12 protein-coding genes are annotated in these 16,237 nt (G+C 68.9%); 10 read left to right on the top strand and 2 right to left on the bottom strand.

All coding sequences use genetic code 11. The features are described 5' to 3' along the window. The 6 genes from VGE49_RS10345 to VGE49_RS10370 all read left to right on the top strand — a co-directional run. On the top strand, nucleotides 1-303 hold a 303-nt coding region (locus tag VGE49_RS10345; RefSeq protein WP_331034475.1), incomplete at its 5' end, for a hypothetical protein. Between the two features lie 116 nt (nucleotides 304-419). Beyond that, the gene (mnmC, locus tag VGE49_RS10350; RefSeq protein ID WP_331034476.1) at nucleotides 420-2,246 is read left to right on the top strand and encodes a bifunctional tRNA (5-methylaminomethyl-2-thiouridine)(34)-methyltransferase MnmC2/FAD-dependent 5-carboxymethylaminomethyl-2-thiouridine(34) oxidoreductase MnmC1; all 1,827 of its coding nucleotides are present in this window, start codon (nucleotides 420-422) and stop codon (nucleotides 2,244-2,246) included. Nucleotides 2,247-2,335: 89 nt separating this feature from the next. After that, the gene (locus tag VGE49_RS10355) at nucleotides 2,336-2,725 is read left to right on the top strand and encodes a DUF6491 family protein (RefSeq protein ID WP_331034477.1); all 390 of its coding nucleotides are present in this window, start codon (nucleotides 2,336-2,338) and stop codon (nucleotides 2,723-2,725) included. A 98-nt stretch (nucleotides 2,726-2,823) separates the two neighbouring features. Beyond that, nucleotides 2,824-3,231 carry a DUF6491 family protein gene (locus tag VGE49_RS10360; RefSeq protein WP_331034478.1) on the top strand — a complete coding sequence of 136 codons (408 nt, stop codon included), beginning with the start codon at nucleotides 2,824-2,826 and terminating at the stop codon, nucleotides 3,229-3,231. 158 nt (nucleotides 3,232-3,389) lie between these two features. After that, complete coding sequence (locus VGE49_RS10365) at nucleotides 3,390-4,541, top strand: efflux RND transporter periplasmic adaptor subunit (RefSeq protein ID WP_331034479.1); 1,152 nt, start codon at nucleotides 3,390-3,392, stop codon at nucleotides 4,539-4,541. A 9-nt stretch (nucleotides 4,542-4,550) separates the two neighbouring features. Beyond that, complete coding sequence (locus VGE49_RS10370; protein WP_331034480.1) at nucleotides 4,551-7,631, top strand: efflux RND transporter permease subunit; 3,081 nt, start codon at nucleotides 4,551-4,553, stop codon at nucleotides 7,629-7,631. A 207-nt stretch (nucleotides 7,632-7,838) separates the two neighbouring features. Here the strand turns inward: VGE49_RS10370 and VGE49_RS10375 are convergent, their stop codons facing one another. Together VGE49_RS10375 and nhaA are read right to left on the bottom strand one after the other, a co-directional pair. After that, nucleotides 7,839-10,439: a TonB-dependent receptor gene (locus tag VGE49_RS10375; RefSeq protein WP_331034481.1), complete on the bottom strand. Its 2,601-nt coding sequence runs from the start codon at nucleotides 10,437-10,439 to the stop codon at nucleotides 7,839-7,841. A 230-nt stretch (nucleotides 10,440-10,669) separates the two neighbouring features. After that, entirely contained in the window at nucleotides 10,670-11,881 is a 1,212-nt protein-coding gene (nhaA, locus tag VGE49_RS10380) for a Na+/H+ antiporter NhaA (protein ID WP_331034482.1), read from the bottom strand. A 213-nt stretch (nucleotides 11,882-12,094) separates the two neighbouring features. On the opposite strand from nhaA, the gene VGE49_RS10385 reads away from it, so the two are divergent. The 4 genes from VGE49_RS10385 to VGE49_RS10400 all read left to right on the top strand — a co-directional run. Further along, nucleotides 12,095-13,558 (top strand): protein adenylyltransferase SelO family protein, encoded by a 1,464-nt coding sequence (locus VGE49_RS10385; protein ID WP_331034483.1) that lies wholly within the window; start codon nucleotides 12,095-12,097, stop codon nucleotides 13,556-13,558. 214 nt (nucleotides 13,559-13,772) lie between these two features. Beyond that, nucleotides 13,773-14,183 (top strand): DoxX family protein, encoded by a 411-nt coding sequence (locus tag VGE49_RS10390; protein ID WP_331034484.1) that lies wholly within the window; start codon nucleotides 13,773-13,775, stop codon nucleotides 14,181-14,183. Nucleotides 14,184-14,332: 149 nt separating this feature from the next. After that, nucleotides 14,333-14,818, top strand: a complete 486-nt coding sequence (locus VGE49_RS10395; protein WP_105562635.1) for a MerR family transcriptional regulator — start codon at nucleotides 14,333-14,335, stop codon at nucleotides 14,816-14,818. A gap of 2 nt (nucleotides 14,819-14,820) precedes the next feature. Beyond that, the coding region (locus VGE49_RS10400) for an acyl-CoA dehydrogenase family protein (protein ID WP_331034485.1) at nucleotides 14,821-16,237 on the top strand (1,417 nt) is incomplete at its 3' end.

Below are 16,237 nucleotides of genomic sequence, written 5' to 3' on the forward strand. Positions count from 1 at the left end.
CTGACCGCTTGCGGCAACCAGGAGCAGGCTGCCGACGCCGCTGCCGACGCCACCGCTGCTGCCGGCGAAGCCGCCGCTGCCGCTGACGCCGCTGCCGCTACCGGCGACGCCGCTTCGGCTGACGCCGCCCAGGCTGCTGCCGACACCGCCGCCACCGCTGCTGACGCCGCTGGTGACGCCGCTGCCGCCGCTGCTGGCGCCGCCACCGACGCTGCTGCCGCCGCTGCTCCGGCTGCTGCCGACGCCGCTGCTGCTCCGGCCGCCGCTGCTCCGGCTGCTGCTGCTCCGGCCGCCGCTCACTAAGACTTAATGTCTTGGATCGCGGACTTCGGTTCGCGATGCGGAAAGGGGTCGCCTTCGGGCGGCCCCTTTTTTCGTGCCCGCTATCCAGCCGGACGCCCGACGGCTAAAGCCCGGCCATGATCGACGACCCGCGCGAACAGTCCCCCGACGACGCTTCCCCTCAGCTGGTCTGGGCCGAGGACGGCTCGCCGCGCTCCGGCCGTTTCGGCGACGTCTACTTCTCCAAGGACGACGGCCTGGCCGAAACCCGCGCCGTCTTTCTTGACGGTTGCGGCCTGCCTCAGGCCTGGGCCGACCGTGCGGCCTTCACCGTCGCCGAGCTGGGCTTCGGCACCGGGTTGAACATCGTGGCCCTGCTGGACCTGTGGCGCCGGGCCCGCCCCGCGCACCAGAAGGACGGGGGCCGCCTGCACGTCTTCTCCATCGAAGGCTTCCCCCTGACCCGCGACGAGGCCGCCCGGGCGCTTTCCGCCTGGCCGGAACTGGCCGAAACCGCCGCCGCCGTCCTCGCCGTCTGGCCGCAAGGCGCGCCCGGCTTCCACCGTCTCGACCTGCCGCAATGGAACGCCGCCATCGACCTGGCCGTCGGCGACGCCGAGTGGGCGCTGGAGCAATGGTCCGGCCCGGCCGACGCCTGGTTCCTGGACGGCTTCTCGCCCGCCCTGAACCCGGGGATGTGGTCGCCCGAGATCATGGCCCTGATCGCCGCCCGCTCCGCGCCCGGCGCGCGGGTCGCCACTTTCACCGTCGCGGGGGCTGTGCGACGCGGCCTCGCCGACCACGGCTTCATCGTCGAGAAGAAGCCCGGCCACGGCCGCAAGCGCGAACGGCTTGAGGCGCATCTGCCCTCGCCGCCGCCCTCGCCCGTTCCGCCGCGGCATGTAGCCGTGGTCGGCGCCGGAATCGCCGGGGCCTCGGTCGCGCGCGCCCTGATCGCCGGGGGCGCCCGCGTCACCGTCATCGAGCCCGAGCGCCCCGGCGCGGGCGGCTCGGGCTTTCCCGCCGCCCTGGTCACACCCCGCCTCGACGCCGGCGACGCCCTGATCGCCGGCTTCCACGCCCAGGCCCTGGAGCGCGCCCGCGCCCTCTACAGCGCCCTGCCCGGCGCCGTGATCGCCGAGGGCGTGCTGCAGCTGGAGCAGGCCCCGCGCGACGCCGCGCGCTTCGACAAGATCGCCGCCCAGGACCTCTGGCCCGTCGAGGCCATGACGCGCATGGACGCCGAGGCCGCCTCCGACCGCCTGGGCGAGGCCGCGCCGTCCGGCGGCCTGCTGATGCAGGGCGCGATGGCCCTGCGGCCGTCGGCGGTGCTGGAGCCCTGGCTCGCGGGCGCCGAACGCCGGACCGCCCGCGTCGCCGCCCTCCTGCCGCAAGGCGACGGCTGGCGCCTGATCGACGCCGATGGAGCGGTCATCGTCGAAGCCGACGCCGTGGTCCTGGCCGCCGGATGGGGAACCGCCGCCCTGAAGGGCGACACGAGGCCCGACCTGCCGCTCGCCCCCGTCGCCGGTCAGGCCGACTGGGTCGAGGGCCCGGTCACGCCGCCCGTCGCCTGGGGCGGTTACGCCGTGCCGACCGGGACCGGCCTGCTGTTCGGCGCCACCCACGACCGGGGCCAGACCGATCTCGCGCCGACCGCAGAAGCCTCGGCGCGCAATCTCGCGACCCTGGCCGCCGCCCTGCCGGCTCTGGCCGCGCGAACGGAGGCCGCCGGCCCGAGTCAAAGCCGCAAGGCGGTGCGCGCCACCACGCCCGACCGTCTGCCCCTGTGCGGCGGCCTCGCCTCCTCCGGCCTCTACGCCCTGACCGGCCTCGGCTCGCGCGGCTTTTGCGTCGCCCCCCTGCTGGCCGAGGATCTGGCGGCGCAGATCCTGAACCGGCCGGCGCCCCTGCCTCGCGCCGCGCGACAGCGCCTGTCGCCGGCGCGCTTCACGGACGGCTGACATCGCCGGCGAGCCGGTTGCGCGCAAAGACCTTTGCAACCTCCGCCATTGCGTTACGGTGATATCTCAACCTTGAGCGGAGCATCATCATGTCGCGTTTCACGCCCTCCCTTCTGGTGATCGCCGCCGTCCTGCTGGCCGGGTGCGCGCCGACCTCGACCGATCAGATCGCCGCGGCGACGCCCGAACGCCAATGCATGTTCCCCGACGACGTTCAGAGTTTCCGCGTGCGCGCCGCGGATCGAACCGTCTTCGTGCGGGGGACAAGCAACGCCGTGTTCGAGCTGCAGCCGGCGGGCGACTGCAACGGGCTGAACGAAGCCATGAGGCTGGCTGTCGTCGACCAGGTCTCCAGGGTCTGCGTCGGCGACTGGACCACGATCACGTCGTCGCCGTCCCCGGCGCCCTGCCGCGTGCGGGTCGTCAAACGCCTGACCGCGGCCGAGGTCGCCGCCCTGCCGGATCGCGACCGCCCCTAGGATCACGCCGGCAACCTGACGGCGGGTCGGGCGCTTAGACAGCCAAGGTTCATCATCGCGCCTGTATGACGGCCGCAACGCTTTCACGGAGTCTCCCCATGTCGCGGCTTGCCCCCGCCCTTCTGGTCGCCGCCGCCGGCGTCGTCGCCCTGGCCGGATGCGCCCCGACCACGGCGCCCGACCGCACGACGTCGCTCGCCCCCGAACGCCAGTGCCTCTTCCAGAACCAGATCCAGAGCTTCCGCGTGCGGGACCAGAACATCTATATTCGCGGATCGGGCAAGGCGGTGTTTCAGCTGGAGACGGCCGGCTATTGTCGCGATCTGGACGACGCCATGGGCGTGGCCTTCCTGCCGCAGGGCGGGTTGAACCGCCTGTGCACCGGCGACTGGACCCAGCTCGTCCCGTCGGGCGCGACGCCCCCGGTCACGCCTTGCCGCGCCCGCATCGTCAAGCGTCTGAGCGACGCCGAGGTCGCGGCCCTGCCGGAACGTGACCGCCCCTGACGGCGACGCCCCGTCGGGGATTACTTCGCGGTAATGGTGGTGTGCGAGGTTTGAGAACGGCTCGCTGAACGCTATGAAGCGGAGCTGTCAAACTCGCGTCCGGCGCCGGACTGAAGGTTCGCGCCCTCCCTGCACCGACCCTTCAAGGATCCTCGCACGTGGCGAACACCCTTCGTATTCCGGGCGCCGCTCCGGCCCTGTTGCTGGCTGCGGCCGCGGCTCTGACCCTGTCCGCCTGCGGCGGGCACGGCGACGACAAGAAAAAGGCCGGCGACAAGCCCGCCGGAGCCTCGCGTCAGACCGTCAGCGTGGCGACCGCGACCTCGGTCGCCCTGCCGCGCGTCATCGTCGCCTCGGGCACGGTCTCGGCCTGGGAAGAGGTGCCGGTCGGCGCCGAAACCGGCGGCCTGACGGCTGTCGGCGTCTATGTCGATGAAGGCGCCTACGTCCGTCAGGGCCAGGTTCTGGTGAAGCTGAACGACGCCCTGTTGCAGGCCCAGCTGCGCCAGCAGCAGGCGGCGGTTCAGACCGCCGAGGCCAACGCCGCCCGCGACGACGCCGCCCTGGCTCGCGCCCAGGAACTGAAGACCCGCGGCTTCCTCAGCCAGGCTTCGCTGGATTTCGCCCTGGCGGATCAACGCGCCTCTCAGGCCAACCTGGCCTCGGCCCGCGCCTCGCTGTCCGAAACCCGCACCCGACTGGCCCAGAGCGAGATCAAGGCCCCCGTCTCGGGTCAGATCATCAGCCGCAGCGTCACCAAGGGTCAGATCGTCGCCTCCGGAACCGAGCTGTTCCGCATGGTCCGCGACGGCCGGCTTGAGCTGGACGCCCAGGTGCCGGAAACCGACCTGCCCGCCATCCGCGCGGGACAGACGGCGACCGTCACCTCCAACGAGGGCGTGGCCACCAGCGGCACGGTCCGCATCGTCACGCCCGAGGTCGACGCCCAGACCCGCCTGGGTCTGGCCCGCATCACCCTGTCGCCCGGCAGCGGCCTGAAAACGGGGATGTTCGCCCGCGCGGCGATCGACGCCGGCGCCCAGCCCGCGACCGTGGTGCCGACCGGGGCCGTCCTCTATCGCAACAACAAGTCCGGCGTCTTCGTGCTGGACGCCCAGTCGGCGGCGCATTTCCGCCCGGTGACGGTGCTGTCGCGCCGCGACGACCAGACCTCGGTCAGCGGGATCGAGCCCGGCGTCCGCATCGTGGTTCAGGGCGCCGGCTTCCTGAACGACGGGGACAAGGTGACGGTCTCGACCGCACAGGCCCCCCCGACGCCCGTCGCCGCGGCCGCCCCGGCCAAGAAGTAGGGGCCGGCCATGAACCAGATCTCCTCCTGGGCCATCAAGAACCCCATCCCCATCATCCTGCTGTTCGTCATGCTGACGATCAGCGGCGTGATCGGCTTCATGGGGATGCGGATCAACAACAACCCCGACATCGACTTCCCACTGGTCGCCGTCACCGCCGCCCGTCCGGGCGCCGCGCCGAGCGAGATGGAGGTGCAAGTCACCCGCCCGATCGAGGACTCGATCGCCGGCCTGTCGGGCGTGCGCCACATCTATTCCAACATCTCGGACGGGGTCTCCTCGACCACCATCGAGTTCGAGCTGGGCACCGACACCGAACGCGCCACCAACGACGTGCGCAACGCCATGAGCGGGGTGCGCGCCACCCTGCCCCAGGACATGCAGGAGCCGACGGTCCAGCGCATCGACATCACCGGCGACGCCCTGATCACCTATGTGGTCCGCTCGCCGACCATGACGCCGGAGCAGATCAGCTGGTTCATCGACAATGAGATGAGCCGCGCCCTGCTGGCCCTGGGCGGCGTGGGCGAGGTCAACCGTTCGGGCGGCGTGAACCGCGAAATGCGGGTCGAACTGGACCCCGACCGTCTGGCCGCCTACGGCGTCACGGCGGCGGCGGTCAGCCAGGCCCTGACCAGCGTCAACTCCGACCAGCCCGGCGGCCGCGTCACCGTGGCCGGGTCCGAGCGCGCCATCCGCACCCTGGGTTCGGCCGGTTCGGTCGAGCAGCTGCGCCAGACCCTGGTGCCGCTGGGCGGCGGCCGCACCGTGCGCCTGGGCGACCTGGGCGTGGTCGAGGACAAGTGGACCGAACCGCGTCGTCTGGCCCGCTATAACGGCCAGGAGGCCGTGACCTTCAACTTCCTGCGCTCGCGCGAGGCCAGCGAGGTCAAGGTGGCCGAGAAGGTCCGCGCCGAGGTGGCCAAGATCGACGAGGCCCACCCCGACCTGACCATCGAGCAGGTCACGTCCAGCGTCCAGTATATCGAGGAAAGCTACATCGCCTCGATCGAGGCCCTGCTGCTGGGCGCCGTGCTGGCGGTCATCGTGGTCTTCATCTTCCTGCGCGACTGGCGGGCGACCCTGATCGCGGCGACGGCCATGCCGATGTCGCTGATCCCGACCTTCGCCATCCTGGGCCCGATGGACCAGTCGCTGAACGTGGTGACGCTGCTGGCCCTGTCGCTGACCATCGGCATCCTGGTCGACGACGCCATCGTGGAGATCGAGAACATCGTGCGGCACATGCGCGATGGAAAGACGCCCTATGACGCCTCGATGGAGGCCGCCGACGAGATCGGCCTGGCGGTCGTGGCCACCACCTCGACCATCATCGCCGTCTTCGCCCCGGTCGGCTTCATGCCCGGCATCATCGGCCAGTTCTTCAAGGCCTTCGCCCTGGCGGCCTGCGTGTCGGTGGCCTTCTCCCTGATCGTGGCGCGGACGCTGACGCCCCTGATGGCGGCCTATCTGCTGAAGCACACCAAGCATGAGGACAAGGACCCCGTGTGGATGCCCGGCTATCTGCGCGCCCTGCGCTGGTGCCTGGGCAACCGATGGAAGGTGTTCGGCATGGGCGCGGTCGTCTTCATTGGTTCTGGGGCCTTGGTCCCGACCCTGCCGTTCGAGTTCAGCCCCTCGGGCGATCAGTCGCGCGCCGCCTTCCAGATCCAGTTGCCGCCCGGCGCGACCCTGCGCGAAACCGACGCCGTGGTGCAGCGCGTGACCCGCGAGCTTCAGGCCCGCCCCGAAGTGACCTCCGTCTACGCCGCCGTCGGCGGCCAGGAGGTCAATCAGGCCAATGTCTACGCCGACATGGTCAAGAAGGGCGAGCGCAAGGTCAGTCAGCAGGAATTCGCCCGCGAGATGGTCGACAAGCTGAAGACCATCCCCGGCGCCCGCATCAGCGCCGGCATCGCCCAGCAGGGCGGCGGCCCCAGCGACGGCACCCGCTACACCTTCGCCATCCTGGGCGACAATCCGACCGCCCTGGCGGCGGCGGCGCGCAAGGTCGAGGACGAGATGCGGGGCGTTCCCGGCCTGGCCAATGTGGTCAACACCGCCGCCATCGCGCGTCCGGAAATCCTGGTCACGCCGCGTCCCGACGAGGCGGCCCTGGCCGGCGTCTCGACCGGCACCATCTCCCAGGCGGTGCGCGTCGCCACCCTGGGCGACGTCGATCAGAACCTGCCGAAATACAACCTGGGCGACCGCCAGGTGCCGATCCGGCTGCAACTGACCGAGGAGGCCCGCCAGGACCTGAACGTGCTGGAGACCCTGCGCGTGCCCACCGCCTCGGGCGCCGCAGTGCCGCTGAGCGCCGTGGCCGACATCGAGTTCGGCGCCGGCCCCGCGACGGTCAGCCGTCAAGACCGCTCGCGCATCGCCTCGATCACGGCCGAACTGGACGGCATCCGCAGCGGCGACGCCGCCCAGCGGGTGCAGAAGCTGCCTTCGGTGCAGAAACTGCCCGAGGGCGTGCGCCAGGTTCCGGCCGGCGACGCCGAGTTCATCCAGGAGATGATCACCGGCTTCGCCATCGCCTTCGGCACCGGCATCCTGCTGATGTACGCGGTCCTGGTGCTGCTGTTCAAAAGCTTCGCCTATCCGATCACCATCATGGCGGCCCTGCCCCTGGCCATCGGCGGCGCCTTCGTGGCGCTGAAGATCGGCGGCTCCAGCTTCTCGATCTCCTCGCTGATCGGGGTGCTGATGCTGATGGGCATCGCGGCCAAGAACTCCATCCTGCTGGTCGACTACGTCATCATGGCCGAGAAGGGCGGAATGCCCCGGATGGAGGCCATTCTGGACGCCGCCCACAAGCGGGCGCGGCCGATCCTGATGACCACCTTCGCCATGGGCGCGGGCATGGTGCCTGTGGCCATCGGCTGGGGCGCGGACGTCGAGTTCCGCTCGCCCATGGCCATCGCGGTCCTGGGCGGTCTGATCTCCTCGACCTTCCTGTCGCTGCTCTACATCCCGGCCATCTTCACCATCGTCGACGACATCGCCGGCTGGGGCCGCCGCCGCATCGGCAAGGCCTTCGCCGGCCAGCGCCGACTGGCGGACGACCCGGCCCACGCCGACTAGGCTCCGGGTCCTCGGGAAACAGAAAGCCCCCGGAGAGCGATCTCCGGGGGTTTTTTCGTGGGCCGGTTTCAGGGGCTGGTTTCAGGGCCGGGCGCCGCGACCGCAGGCCGCGCCGGCGGTGCCGGGCGGCGCGCCGCCCCGCCCAAAGAAAAAGGCGGCCCGGATCGCTCCGGGCCGCCTCGCCTCCGCCCTCAGGCGAAGGGTCGATCAGTATCTGACGCGCAGGGTCGCGCCGTAGGTGCGCGGCTGGCCCATGAAGGCGTTGTAGGTCTGGGTGTCCAGGGCCGGGTTGTAGTAGGTGCCGTTCGGCTGGACCGTCGACTGGAAGGCCGAACCTTGCAGCGGGGCGTTGATGGCCACCTGCTTGTACTCTTCGTCGGTCAGGTTCTGGGCCCACAGGTCCAGGGTCCAGCGGTCGTCTTCCGAGCCCAGGGTGACGCGGCCGTTCAGCAGGGTCATGGCGTCCTGCATCTTGTAGGGCAGCAAGTCCGACCCGGTGTTGAACTCGGTCGTGTACTTGGCCGACAGGTTGAAGCCCACCTTCAGGCCGGCGCCGATCGAGCGGTCAAAGGCGACCGAACCCGTGGCCGACCATTCCGGCGCGAACGAGGCCCGCGCGCCCGGCAGCAGCGACAGCTGCGGGAAGTTGCCGGGGTTGGTCATGTCGGCGGCGGTGAAGACGCCGTACTTGGTGTCGGTGTAGGTCACGCCGCCGTTGAACGACAGGCCCTCGACCGGGGTGAACCAGACGAAGTCGGCGTCGAAGCCTTGCGACTTCAGCTCGGGAATGGATTCGACCACGAAGGCCGTGCCCAGGAAGGTGTTGAGCTGGAAGTCCTCGAACGTCTGATGGAAGTAGGTGACGTTCAACAGGACCGTGCGGTCGAACAGGGTGTTCTTCAGGCCCAACTCGTAGCTGTCGACGGTTTCCGCCGGGAAGTAGAGCGAAGCGGTCGGGGTGACGCCGGTCTGGACCCGGTCCAGGTTGTAGCCGAACGACTTGTAGCCGTGGGCGTAGGAGCCGTAGGCCATGACGCTGTCGTTGAAGCGATAGCTGGCCTTGATCGTGCCGGTGAAGTCGCCGCCGGTGTTCTCTTCGGACAGCTTGCGGTTGTCATACAGCGGGTTGGCCCACGGCAGACAGATGTTGCCGATCAGGCGCGGGCCGGTCGCAGCGCCGAAGACGCCCTGGATGGCCGCGGCGTTGGCCAGAGCGCCGCCGCAGGCCGCGCCGTTCGTGCCGACATTGTCCTGGATCGCCAGCAGGCGCTTGTGATCCTGGGTGTAGCGCAGGCCCAGGGTCAGATCGAGCTGGTCGGTCAAGCGGACCGTGTTGTTGGTGAAGAAGGCGAAGGATTCCGTGCTCTGGCTGTAGTGGTCGCGCACGCCCTCGCCGACGCCGAAGCCCGGGCCGGTCGCGGCGGTCGGGCCCGACGGCGCCATGCCGCCCGTCGCCAGACAGCCTGCCAGACCGGCGGCCGACTGGCCCGGACGGCTGAAGCAGCCGATGTCGTTGGGGCTGACCGGGAAGGCCGGGTTGGCGGCGTTCAGCTGCGACGAGAGCAGCAGCGACAGGAAGGGGGTGTAGCCGGCCCCGTACCAGTAGCTGTCGGCGCGGCTGATGTCCTCCTTGGTGAAGAAGGCGCCGACCAGCCAGTCCATGCGGTCGGTGGTCCCGGCCAGGCGGAACTCCTGGGTCAGGTTCTCCAGCTCGAAGCCGTAGTTGCCGTCATTGTTGCGATAGAGCAGGTCGGCGGTGGTGTAGTCGAGGTCCATGCCGTTGACCCCCTCCCAGTTCCGCCAGGAGCTGATCGAGGTGACGGTGGCGTTCCACGACGGAATGTCGATGTTGGCCTCAGCCGAGAAGCCCATGTCCTCCATGCTCTGGCCCGTGCCGCGGTTGGCGTAGGCCGTGCGCGAGAAGGGCAGAGGGCCGAAACCGGCGGCCGGCGGTTGCTGCTGACCGCCGACGGCGGCGACGGCGGCATAGGTCGGGCCGGTGCGGATCTGGGTCGAGACGCAGCAGTATTCGTCGCGCTTGGAATAGTCGGCGATCAGACGGATCGACACATCATCCGAAGGCAGGATCAGCAGTTGGCCGCGCGCGGTCCAGAAGTCCTGGTTCTGATCGTCCTTTTCCTGACGCGGGCCGGCGCCGGTGATCACGTCGTAGAAGCCGTCGCGCTCGCGCTTGGCCATATAGAGGCGGCCGGCGATCTGATCGGTGATCGGGCCCGTGACCGAGCCGGCGACGCCCCAGGCGCTGAAGTTGCCGTAGGTCGCCTCGGCGTTGAAGCCGGGGGTGAAGGACGGCGCTTCGGTGATGATGTTGATGACGCCGGCCGAGGTGTTCTTGCCGAACAGGGTGCCCTGCGGACCCTTCAGCACCTCGATGCGGCTCAGTTCGCCCAGGTCGCCGAAGCCGACGCCGTTGCGCGAGCGATAGACGCCGTCGATGACCACGCCGACCGAGCTTTCCAGGCCGGGGTTGTCGCCGACCGTGCCGACGCCGCGGATGCGCGCCGTGGTCGAGGCTTCCGACTGGGTCGAGGTCACGGTCATGCCCGGAGTCAGGATCTGCAGATCCTTGATGTCGCGCACCCCGGCGCCGTCCAGCGCCTCCTGCGACAGGGTCGTGACCACGATCGGCACGTCCTGCAGGCTCTGTTCGCGTTTCTGGGCGGTGACGATGATGTCGTCGACCGTGGTGGGGCCTTCCTGGGCCGACGCGGCGCCGGCGAAGCCGAAGGCGACGACGCCGACGACGGCGGCCGACGCAGTGCTGCGAAGAATGTTGTTGAAACGCATAAGCGGCTCCCCGGCTCTATGGCCCGGCCGCCCGCGGCGACCGTGGCGATTCCTGTCCCTGTCGATTCACGCTCATTGAACGGCGTGAATTCTCCGTTGATAGGGTTAAGCCAGGGTCGGGACAGCGACAAGAAGCCGCCAAGCTGTGAAAGGCGATTTCAGCCAAGGTCGCTCTACGTGTGGCGAGAAAGCGACAAAAACCGATTACGCAAGGTCAATATTATCAGCGTTCACCGCAAGATTTTGGCAGATGAGGCGTCTTCTCTTTGCTGCTGACGCCGGGCCGCGAGGTTCAGAATCACGGCGGCGGCGAGCGCCGACAGCAAGGATCCGCCGATCACGCCCAGCTTGACCTCGATCTGCTCGGGCGAGTCCACCGCGCCCGGGAAGGCCAGAACGCCGATGAACAGGCTCATGGTGAAGCCGATGCCGCACAGCAGGCTGACGCCGTAGAGCTGCAGCCAGCTGGCGCCCGAGGGCTTGTCCCCGATCTTGAGCTTGGCGGCCAGCCAGGCGGCGCCGAAGACGCCGACCTGCTTGCCGACGAACAGACCCAGGGCGATGGCGACGACCAGGGGGGCGAAGGCCTGCTCCAGCGACAGACCGGCGAAGGAGACGCCCGCCTTGGCGAAGGCGAACAGCGGCAGGACCAGGAAGGCCACGTAGGGGTGCAGGTCGTGCATCGCCTCCCTCAGCGGGCTTTGCGAGGTCTCGCGGCGCGGCTCGACCGGCACGATCACGGCGAAGGCCACCGCCGTCAGCGAGGTCGACAGGCCCGAAAGCACCGTCAGATACCAGACCGCGCCGAAGCCCAGCACCCAGAAGGGCCCGGCCAGACGACGACGGCCGATCAGGGCCAGGGCGGCCAGGACGCCGACCACGCCCAGCAGCGGCGGCCACTGCACGCCCTGGCTGAACAGGACGGCGATCAGGGCGATGGCCCCCAGGTCGTCGACGATGGCCAGGGTCAGCAGGAAGACCCGCAGCGACGACGGCAGCTTCTTGCCCACCACCGCAAAGACGGCCAGGGCGAAGGCGATGTCGGTGGCCAGGGGAATAGGCCAGCCCTGCCCCGGCCCGCCCAACATCTGGGCGAAGGCCAGATAGACCAGCCCCGGAACCGCCATCCCGCCCACGGCGGCGATGATCGGCAGGGCCAGCTTCTTGGGATTGCTCAGTTCGCCCTTGAGGATCTCGTATTTGATCTCCAGCCCGACCACGAGGAAGAAGACCGCCATCAGGCCTTCCTTGATCCAGCCCGAGATCGTCTCTTCCAGCCGCAGCGGGCCGATCTGAAGCACGTGGACGCTCTTCAGCCAGGCGAAGTAGTCGCCGGCCCAGGGCGAGTTGGCCACGATCAGAGCGGCCACGGCGGCAAGGCCCAGGGCGGCGCCCGAGCCGGCTTCGGTCTTGAGGAAGGCGAGCGTGCTTTTTCTGGCCACGGCGGTCTCCGAAATCAAAAGGACTGTCGTGGCGTCAGGTTATCGACGGACGCCGGACCGGATTCGCGCGTCGAGCGACGGCGCCGGCCTGGCCCCGACGCGCGCTGGCGACGCGGGACCTGATCTCTGCGGTTGAAAATACCCGAGCCGCCTCGAGGTTCAACCCTGCCTTCGCGGTTGCGAAACGGGCGGTGAACGCGCATCTGCCGCTTCATGCCCGTCTCCCCCGCCTATCGCCCCGACCCGCGCTTCATCGCCCTCGGCCCCGATTACGCCGATCCGGTGCAGGCGGCGGACTTTCCTCAGACGATCCTGCGCGTGCGCAATGATCGCGCGGCGGCGAGCGTGGGGCTGGAGACGCTGACGGATGAGGAATGGATCGCCCATTTCGGCCGGTTCCAGCCACTGCCCGGCCAGCCCGCGCCGGCGGCCATGCGCTATCACGGCCACCAGTTCCGCACCTATAATCCCGAGATCGGCGACGGACGCGGCTTCCTGGCCGCGCAGTTGAGGGAAACCCCTCAAGCAGCCTCCCTCCGCGAGGGAGGCGATAGGGAAAACGAGAATGCTCGCCTGCTCGATCTCGGCACCAAGGGTTCCGGCCAGACGCCTTGGTCGCGCCACGCTGACGGGCGGCTGACGCTGAAGGGCGGGGTGCGCGAGGTGCTGGCCGCCGCCATGCTGGAAAGCCTGGGCGTGCCGACCTGCCGCATCCTGTCGTTGATCGAGACCGGCGAGGCGCTGGAGCGTCACGACGAGCCCTCGCCCACCCGTTCGGCGGTCATGGTGCGGCTGTCGCACAGCCACATCCGCTTCGGGACCTTCCAGCGCGCCGCCTATTATGGGCGCAAGGATCAGATCGAGGTCCTGCTGGAGCACGCCCGCAGCCTCTATCATCCGTCAGTGGCGGCGGGCGACGCGCCCGGCTTCCTGGCCGCCGTGGTCGAGGTCTCGGCCCGGCTGACGGCGAAGTGGATTTCCGCCGGCTTCGTCCACGGGGTTCTGAACACCGACAACCTGAACGTAACGGGCGAGAGCTTCGACTACGGCCCCTGGCGTTTCCTGCCCCACTACGAGCCCGGCTTCACCGCCGCCTATTTCGACAACTCGGGCCTTTACGCCTTCGCGCGCCAGCCCGAGGCCGTGTTCTGGAACCTGACCCAATTGGCCGGATGCCTGAAGCTGATCGCCGACAGCGAGCCGCAGGTCGCAGCCCTGACCGAGGCGCTGAACGGCTTCGGTCCCGCCTACATCCGTCATCTGCGCGCCGCCTTCCTCAACCGGCTAGGCGTGAAGAGCCTGGGCGAGGCGGCGGATCAGCGGCTGCTGGACACCACCCTGGCCCTGCTGCGCCAGGGCGGCGAGGCCTTGCGCTGGGAGCCGCTCTTCTTCGACTGGTTCGGCGGCTTCAGTTCGGGCGCGCGGGCGCTCGGCGGGGTGCGCGCAAAGACCTATCAGGGCGAGACCTTCGACGCCTTCCGCTTCGCCCTGCTGGAGCATGAGCCGGACCGCCCCGAGCGGCTGGAGCGCCCGATGTTCGCCTCCGCCGAGCCCGAAGAGATGCTGATCGACGAGGTCGAGGCTCTGTGGTCCGCCATCGAACAGGGCGACGACTGGGCGCCGCTGAACGCCAAGCTGGCCCGGCTGGATGCCGCGCGAAGCGCCTGGGCGCTCTAAGTCATCAATTGATGTCATCAAACGTTGACAGGCCGCTTCGCGCGGCCTAATGCCGTTTGACGATCAGTGTCGGATTACGGGAAATTGTGGTTTCAGCCCCATCCCCGCCGCAGGTCGCGCCTACCCCGCTTCACAGATTGTTACAGTTCCTTGACGACGGAGCCTCGCAATCTGATCTAGCAACTGTTACCAATCAACCCCCCTGGTTACGGCCATGACCTCCACCACCCTCACCCCCCGCTCCCGCGCAAAAGCCGATTATCTGAACCTGACGCTGTGGACGCTTCAGGGCTGGATCGCGATGTTCTTCATCGCCGCCGGCTACGCCAAGCTGACCGAGTCGATGGAGAACCTGACCGTGCTGATGAACTGGCCCGCCATGGCCAGCGCCAGCTTCGTGCGCGGCCTCGGCGTCGCCGAGATCGTCCTGGCCCTGATGGTGCTGGCGCCCCTGGTGTCCTGGCGCTTCGGCCGCCCCCTGCTGCTGACCGCCGCCGCGGGCCTGTTGGCGCTCGAAACCGTCATGCTGGGCGTTCACGCCTTCAGCCTGGACGTCGGCCTGGCCCTGACCAACCTGCTCCTGATCGCCATCACGGCGCCGGTGCTGTGGTTCCGCCGCCACTGATCCTCTGACAAGTTTCCTCCCCGGATCGGCCGCGGCGGGCGCAAGCTCTCCGCGGCCGATTTGCGTTTGGCCTCCCGCCGCGTTCACAACTTGTCGAGGGAGCGAGCGAGAAGCTTCCCTTTACGTCCGCGTCAAGTTATGGATGACGCATGGCGACCGCTGACGATCACCGCACCTATTCCATCCGGCACCTGTGCCGCGAGTTCGGCGCCACCGCGCGCGCCCTGCGCTTCTATGAGGACAAGGGCCTCCTGACCCCTGCCCGCAAGGGCCAGACCCGGGTCTATGACGCGCGCGACCGCGCCCGGCTCAAGCTGATCCTGAGGGGGCGTCGCATCGGCTTCACCCTGCAGGAGATCCAGGAGATGCTGGATCTGTATGACCGCAAGGATCACAACGTTCATCAGATGGCCGTGGCCCTGCGCCGTCACCGCGCCCAGGTCGAGGCGCTGAAACAGCAACTCGAAGACATCGAGGGCGCCATCCAGACGGCCGAGGAAGCCTGCGCCTGGATGGAGTCCAAGCTGGGCGAACACCGCCCCGACCTTCTGCCGGGGGCGGACGAATACGCCAACCTGCTGAGCGAACGGCTCAACCCCGACAACCACTTCCAGCCCTTCAAAGCGAGAGCCTGATCATGGCCTACAAGGCGCCTGTCCGCGACCTGTCCTTCGTCCTGCACGACGTGCTGGAGGTCGAACGCTACGCCAACCACTTCGCCGACGCCGACCTGTCGCGCGACCTGATCGACCAGATCATCGAGGAAGGCGGCAAGTTCGCCGAGGAGGTCATCGCCCCGATCAACCGTCAGGGCGATCAGGAAGGCTGCCATATCGAAGGCGACGTCGTCACCACGCCCAAGGGCTGGAAGGAAGCCTATCACCAGATGGTCGAGGCCGGCTGGACCAGCCTGGCCTTCGGCACGGAATACGGCGGCCAGGGCCTGCCCTCGATCGTGTCGATGGCCGTGGGCCAGTTCACGGCGGCGGCCTCGGCGGCCTTCTCGATGTATCCGGGCCTGACGGCGGGCGCCTATCACGGCATCGAAGCCTCGGCCTCGGACGAGCTGAAGCAGACCTATCTGCCCAAGATGGCGACCGGCGAATGGACCGGCACCATGAACCTGACCGAGCCGCAGTGCGGCACCGACCTGGGCATGGTCCGCACCAAGGCCGTGCCCAACGGCGACGGCAGCTATTCGATCACCGGCCAGAAGATCTGGATCTCGGCGGGCGAGCACGACTTCGCCGACAACATCATCCACACGGTGCTGGCCCGCGTCGAAGGCGCGGTTCCGGGCATCAAGGGCCTGAGCCTGTTCGTGGTGCCGAAATTCCTGGTCAATGCCGACGGTTCGCTGGGCGAGCGCAACGGCGTCCAGTGCGCCGGCCTCGAACACAAGATGGGCATCCACGGCAACGCCACCTGCGTCATGGCCTATGAGAACGCCAAGGGCTGGCTGATCGGCGAAGAAGGCCGGGGCATGAACAACATGTTCGTGGTCATGAACGAGGCCCGCCTCGGCACCGGCCTGCAAGGCCTGGCCATCGGCGACGCCGCCTATCAGGCCGCCGTCGAGTTCGCCAACGACCGCCTGCAGGGCCGCGCCCTGACCGGCGCCAAGAACCCGGACGGCCCTGCCGACCCCATCATGGTCCACCCCGACGTGCGCCGCATGCTGCTGGAGTCCAAGGCCTTCGTCGAAGGCGGCCGCGCCTTCATCCTGTGGACCGCGCTTCAAGCGGATTTGCAGAAGTCCTCGGACGAGGCCACGGCGACCAAGGCCAAGGACTACATGGGCCTGATCACGCCCGTGCTGAAAGCCTATCTGACCGACAAGGGCTTCCACGTCGCTTCGCTGGCCATGCAGGTCCACGGCGGCTCGGGCTACACCGAACACTTCCCCGCCTCGCAGTATCTGCGCGATGCGCGCATCACCATGATCTACGAGGGCACCAACGGCATTCAGGCGCTCGACCTGGTGGGCCGCAAGCTGCCGTCGAACGGCGGCCGCGCCATCATGAGCTGGTTCGCCGACATCGACGCCTTCGTCG

Origin of the sequence: Brevundimonas sp. (genome assembly GCF_036405315.1) — a bacterium.
Lineage (GTDB): Bacteria > Pseudomonadota > Alphaproteobacteria > Caulobacterales > Caulobacteraceae > Brevundimonas.

Excerpts from the sequence above, each read along its gene's own strand:
- VGE49_RS10355 (WP_331034477.1), top strand. The coding sequence starts at position 2,336 with ATGTCGCGTTTCACGCCCTCCCTTCTGGTGATCGCCGCCGTCCTGCTG.
- VGE49_RS10375 (WP_331034481.1), bottom strand. The coding sequence starts at position 10,439 with ATGCGTTTCAACAACATTCTTCGCAGCACTGCGTCGGCCGCCGTCGTC.
- VGE49_RS10390 (WP_331034484.1), top strand. The coding sequence starts at position 13,773 with ATGACCTCCACCACCCTCACCCCCCGCTCCCGCGCAAAAGCCGATTAT.
- mnmC (WP_331034476.1), top strand. The coding sequence starts at position 420 with ATGATCGACGACCCGCGCGAACAGTCCCCCGACGACGCTTCCCCTCAG.
- VGE49_RS10360 (WP_331034478.1), top strand. The coding sequence starts at position 2,824 with ATGTCGCGGCTTGCCCCCGCCCTTCTGGTCGCCGCCGCCGGCGTCGTC.
- VGE49_RS10385 (WP_331034483.1), top strand. The coding sequence starts at position 12,095 with ATGCCCGTCTCCCCCGCCTATCGCCCCGACCCGCGCTTCATCGCCCTC.
- VGE49_RS10370 (WP_331034480.1), top strand. The coding sequence starts at position 4,551 with ATGAACCAGATCTCCTCCTGGGCCATCAAGAACCCCATCCCCATCATC.
- VGE49_RS10395 (WP_105562635.1), top strand. The coding sequence starts at position 14,333 with ATGGCGACCGCTGACGATCACCGCACCTATTCCATCCGGCACCTGTGC.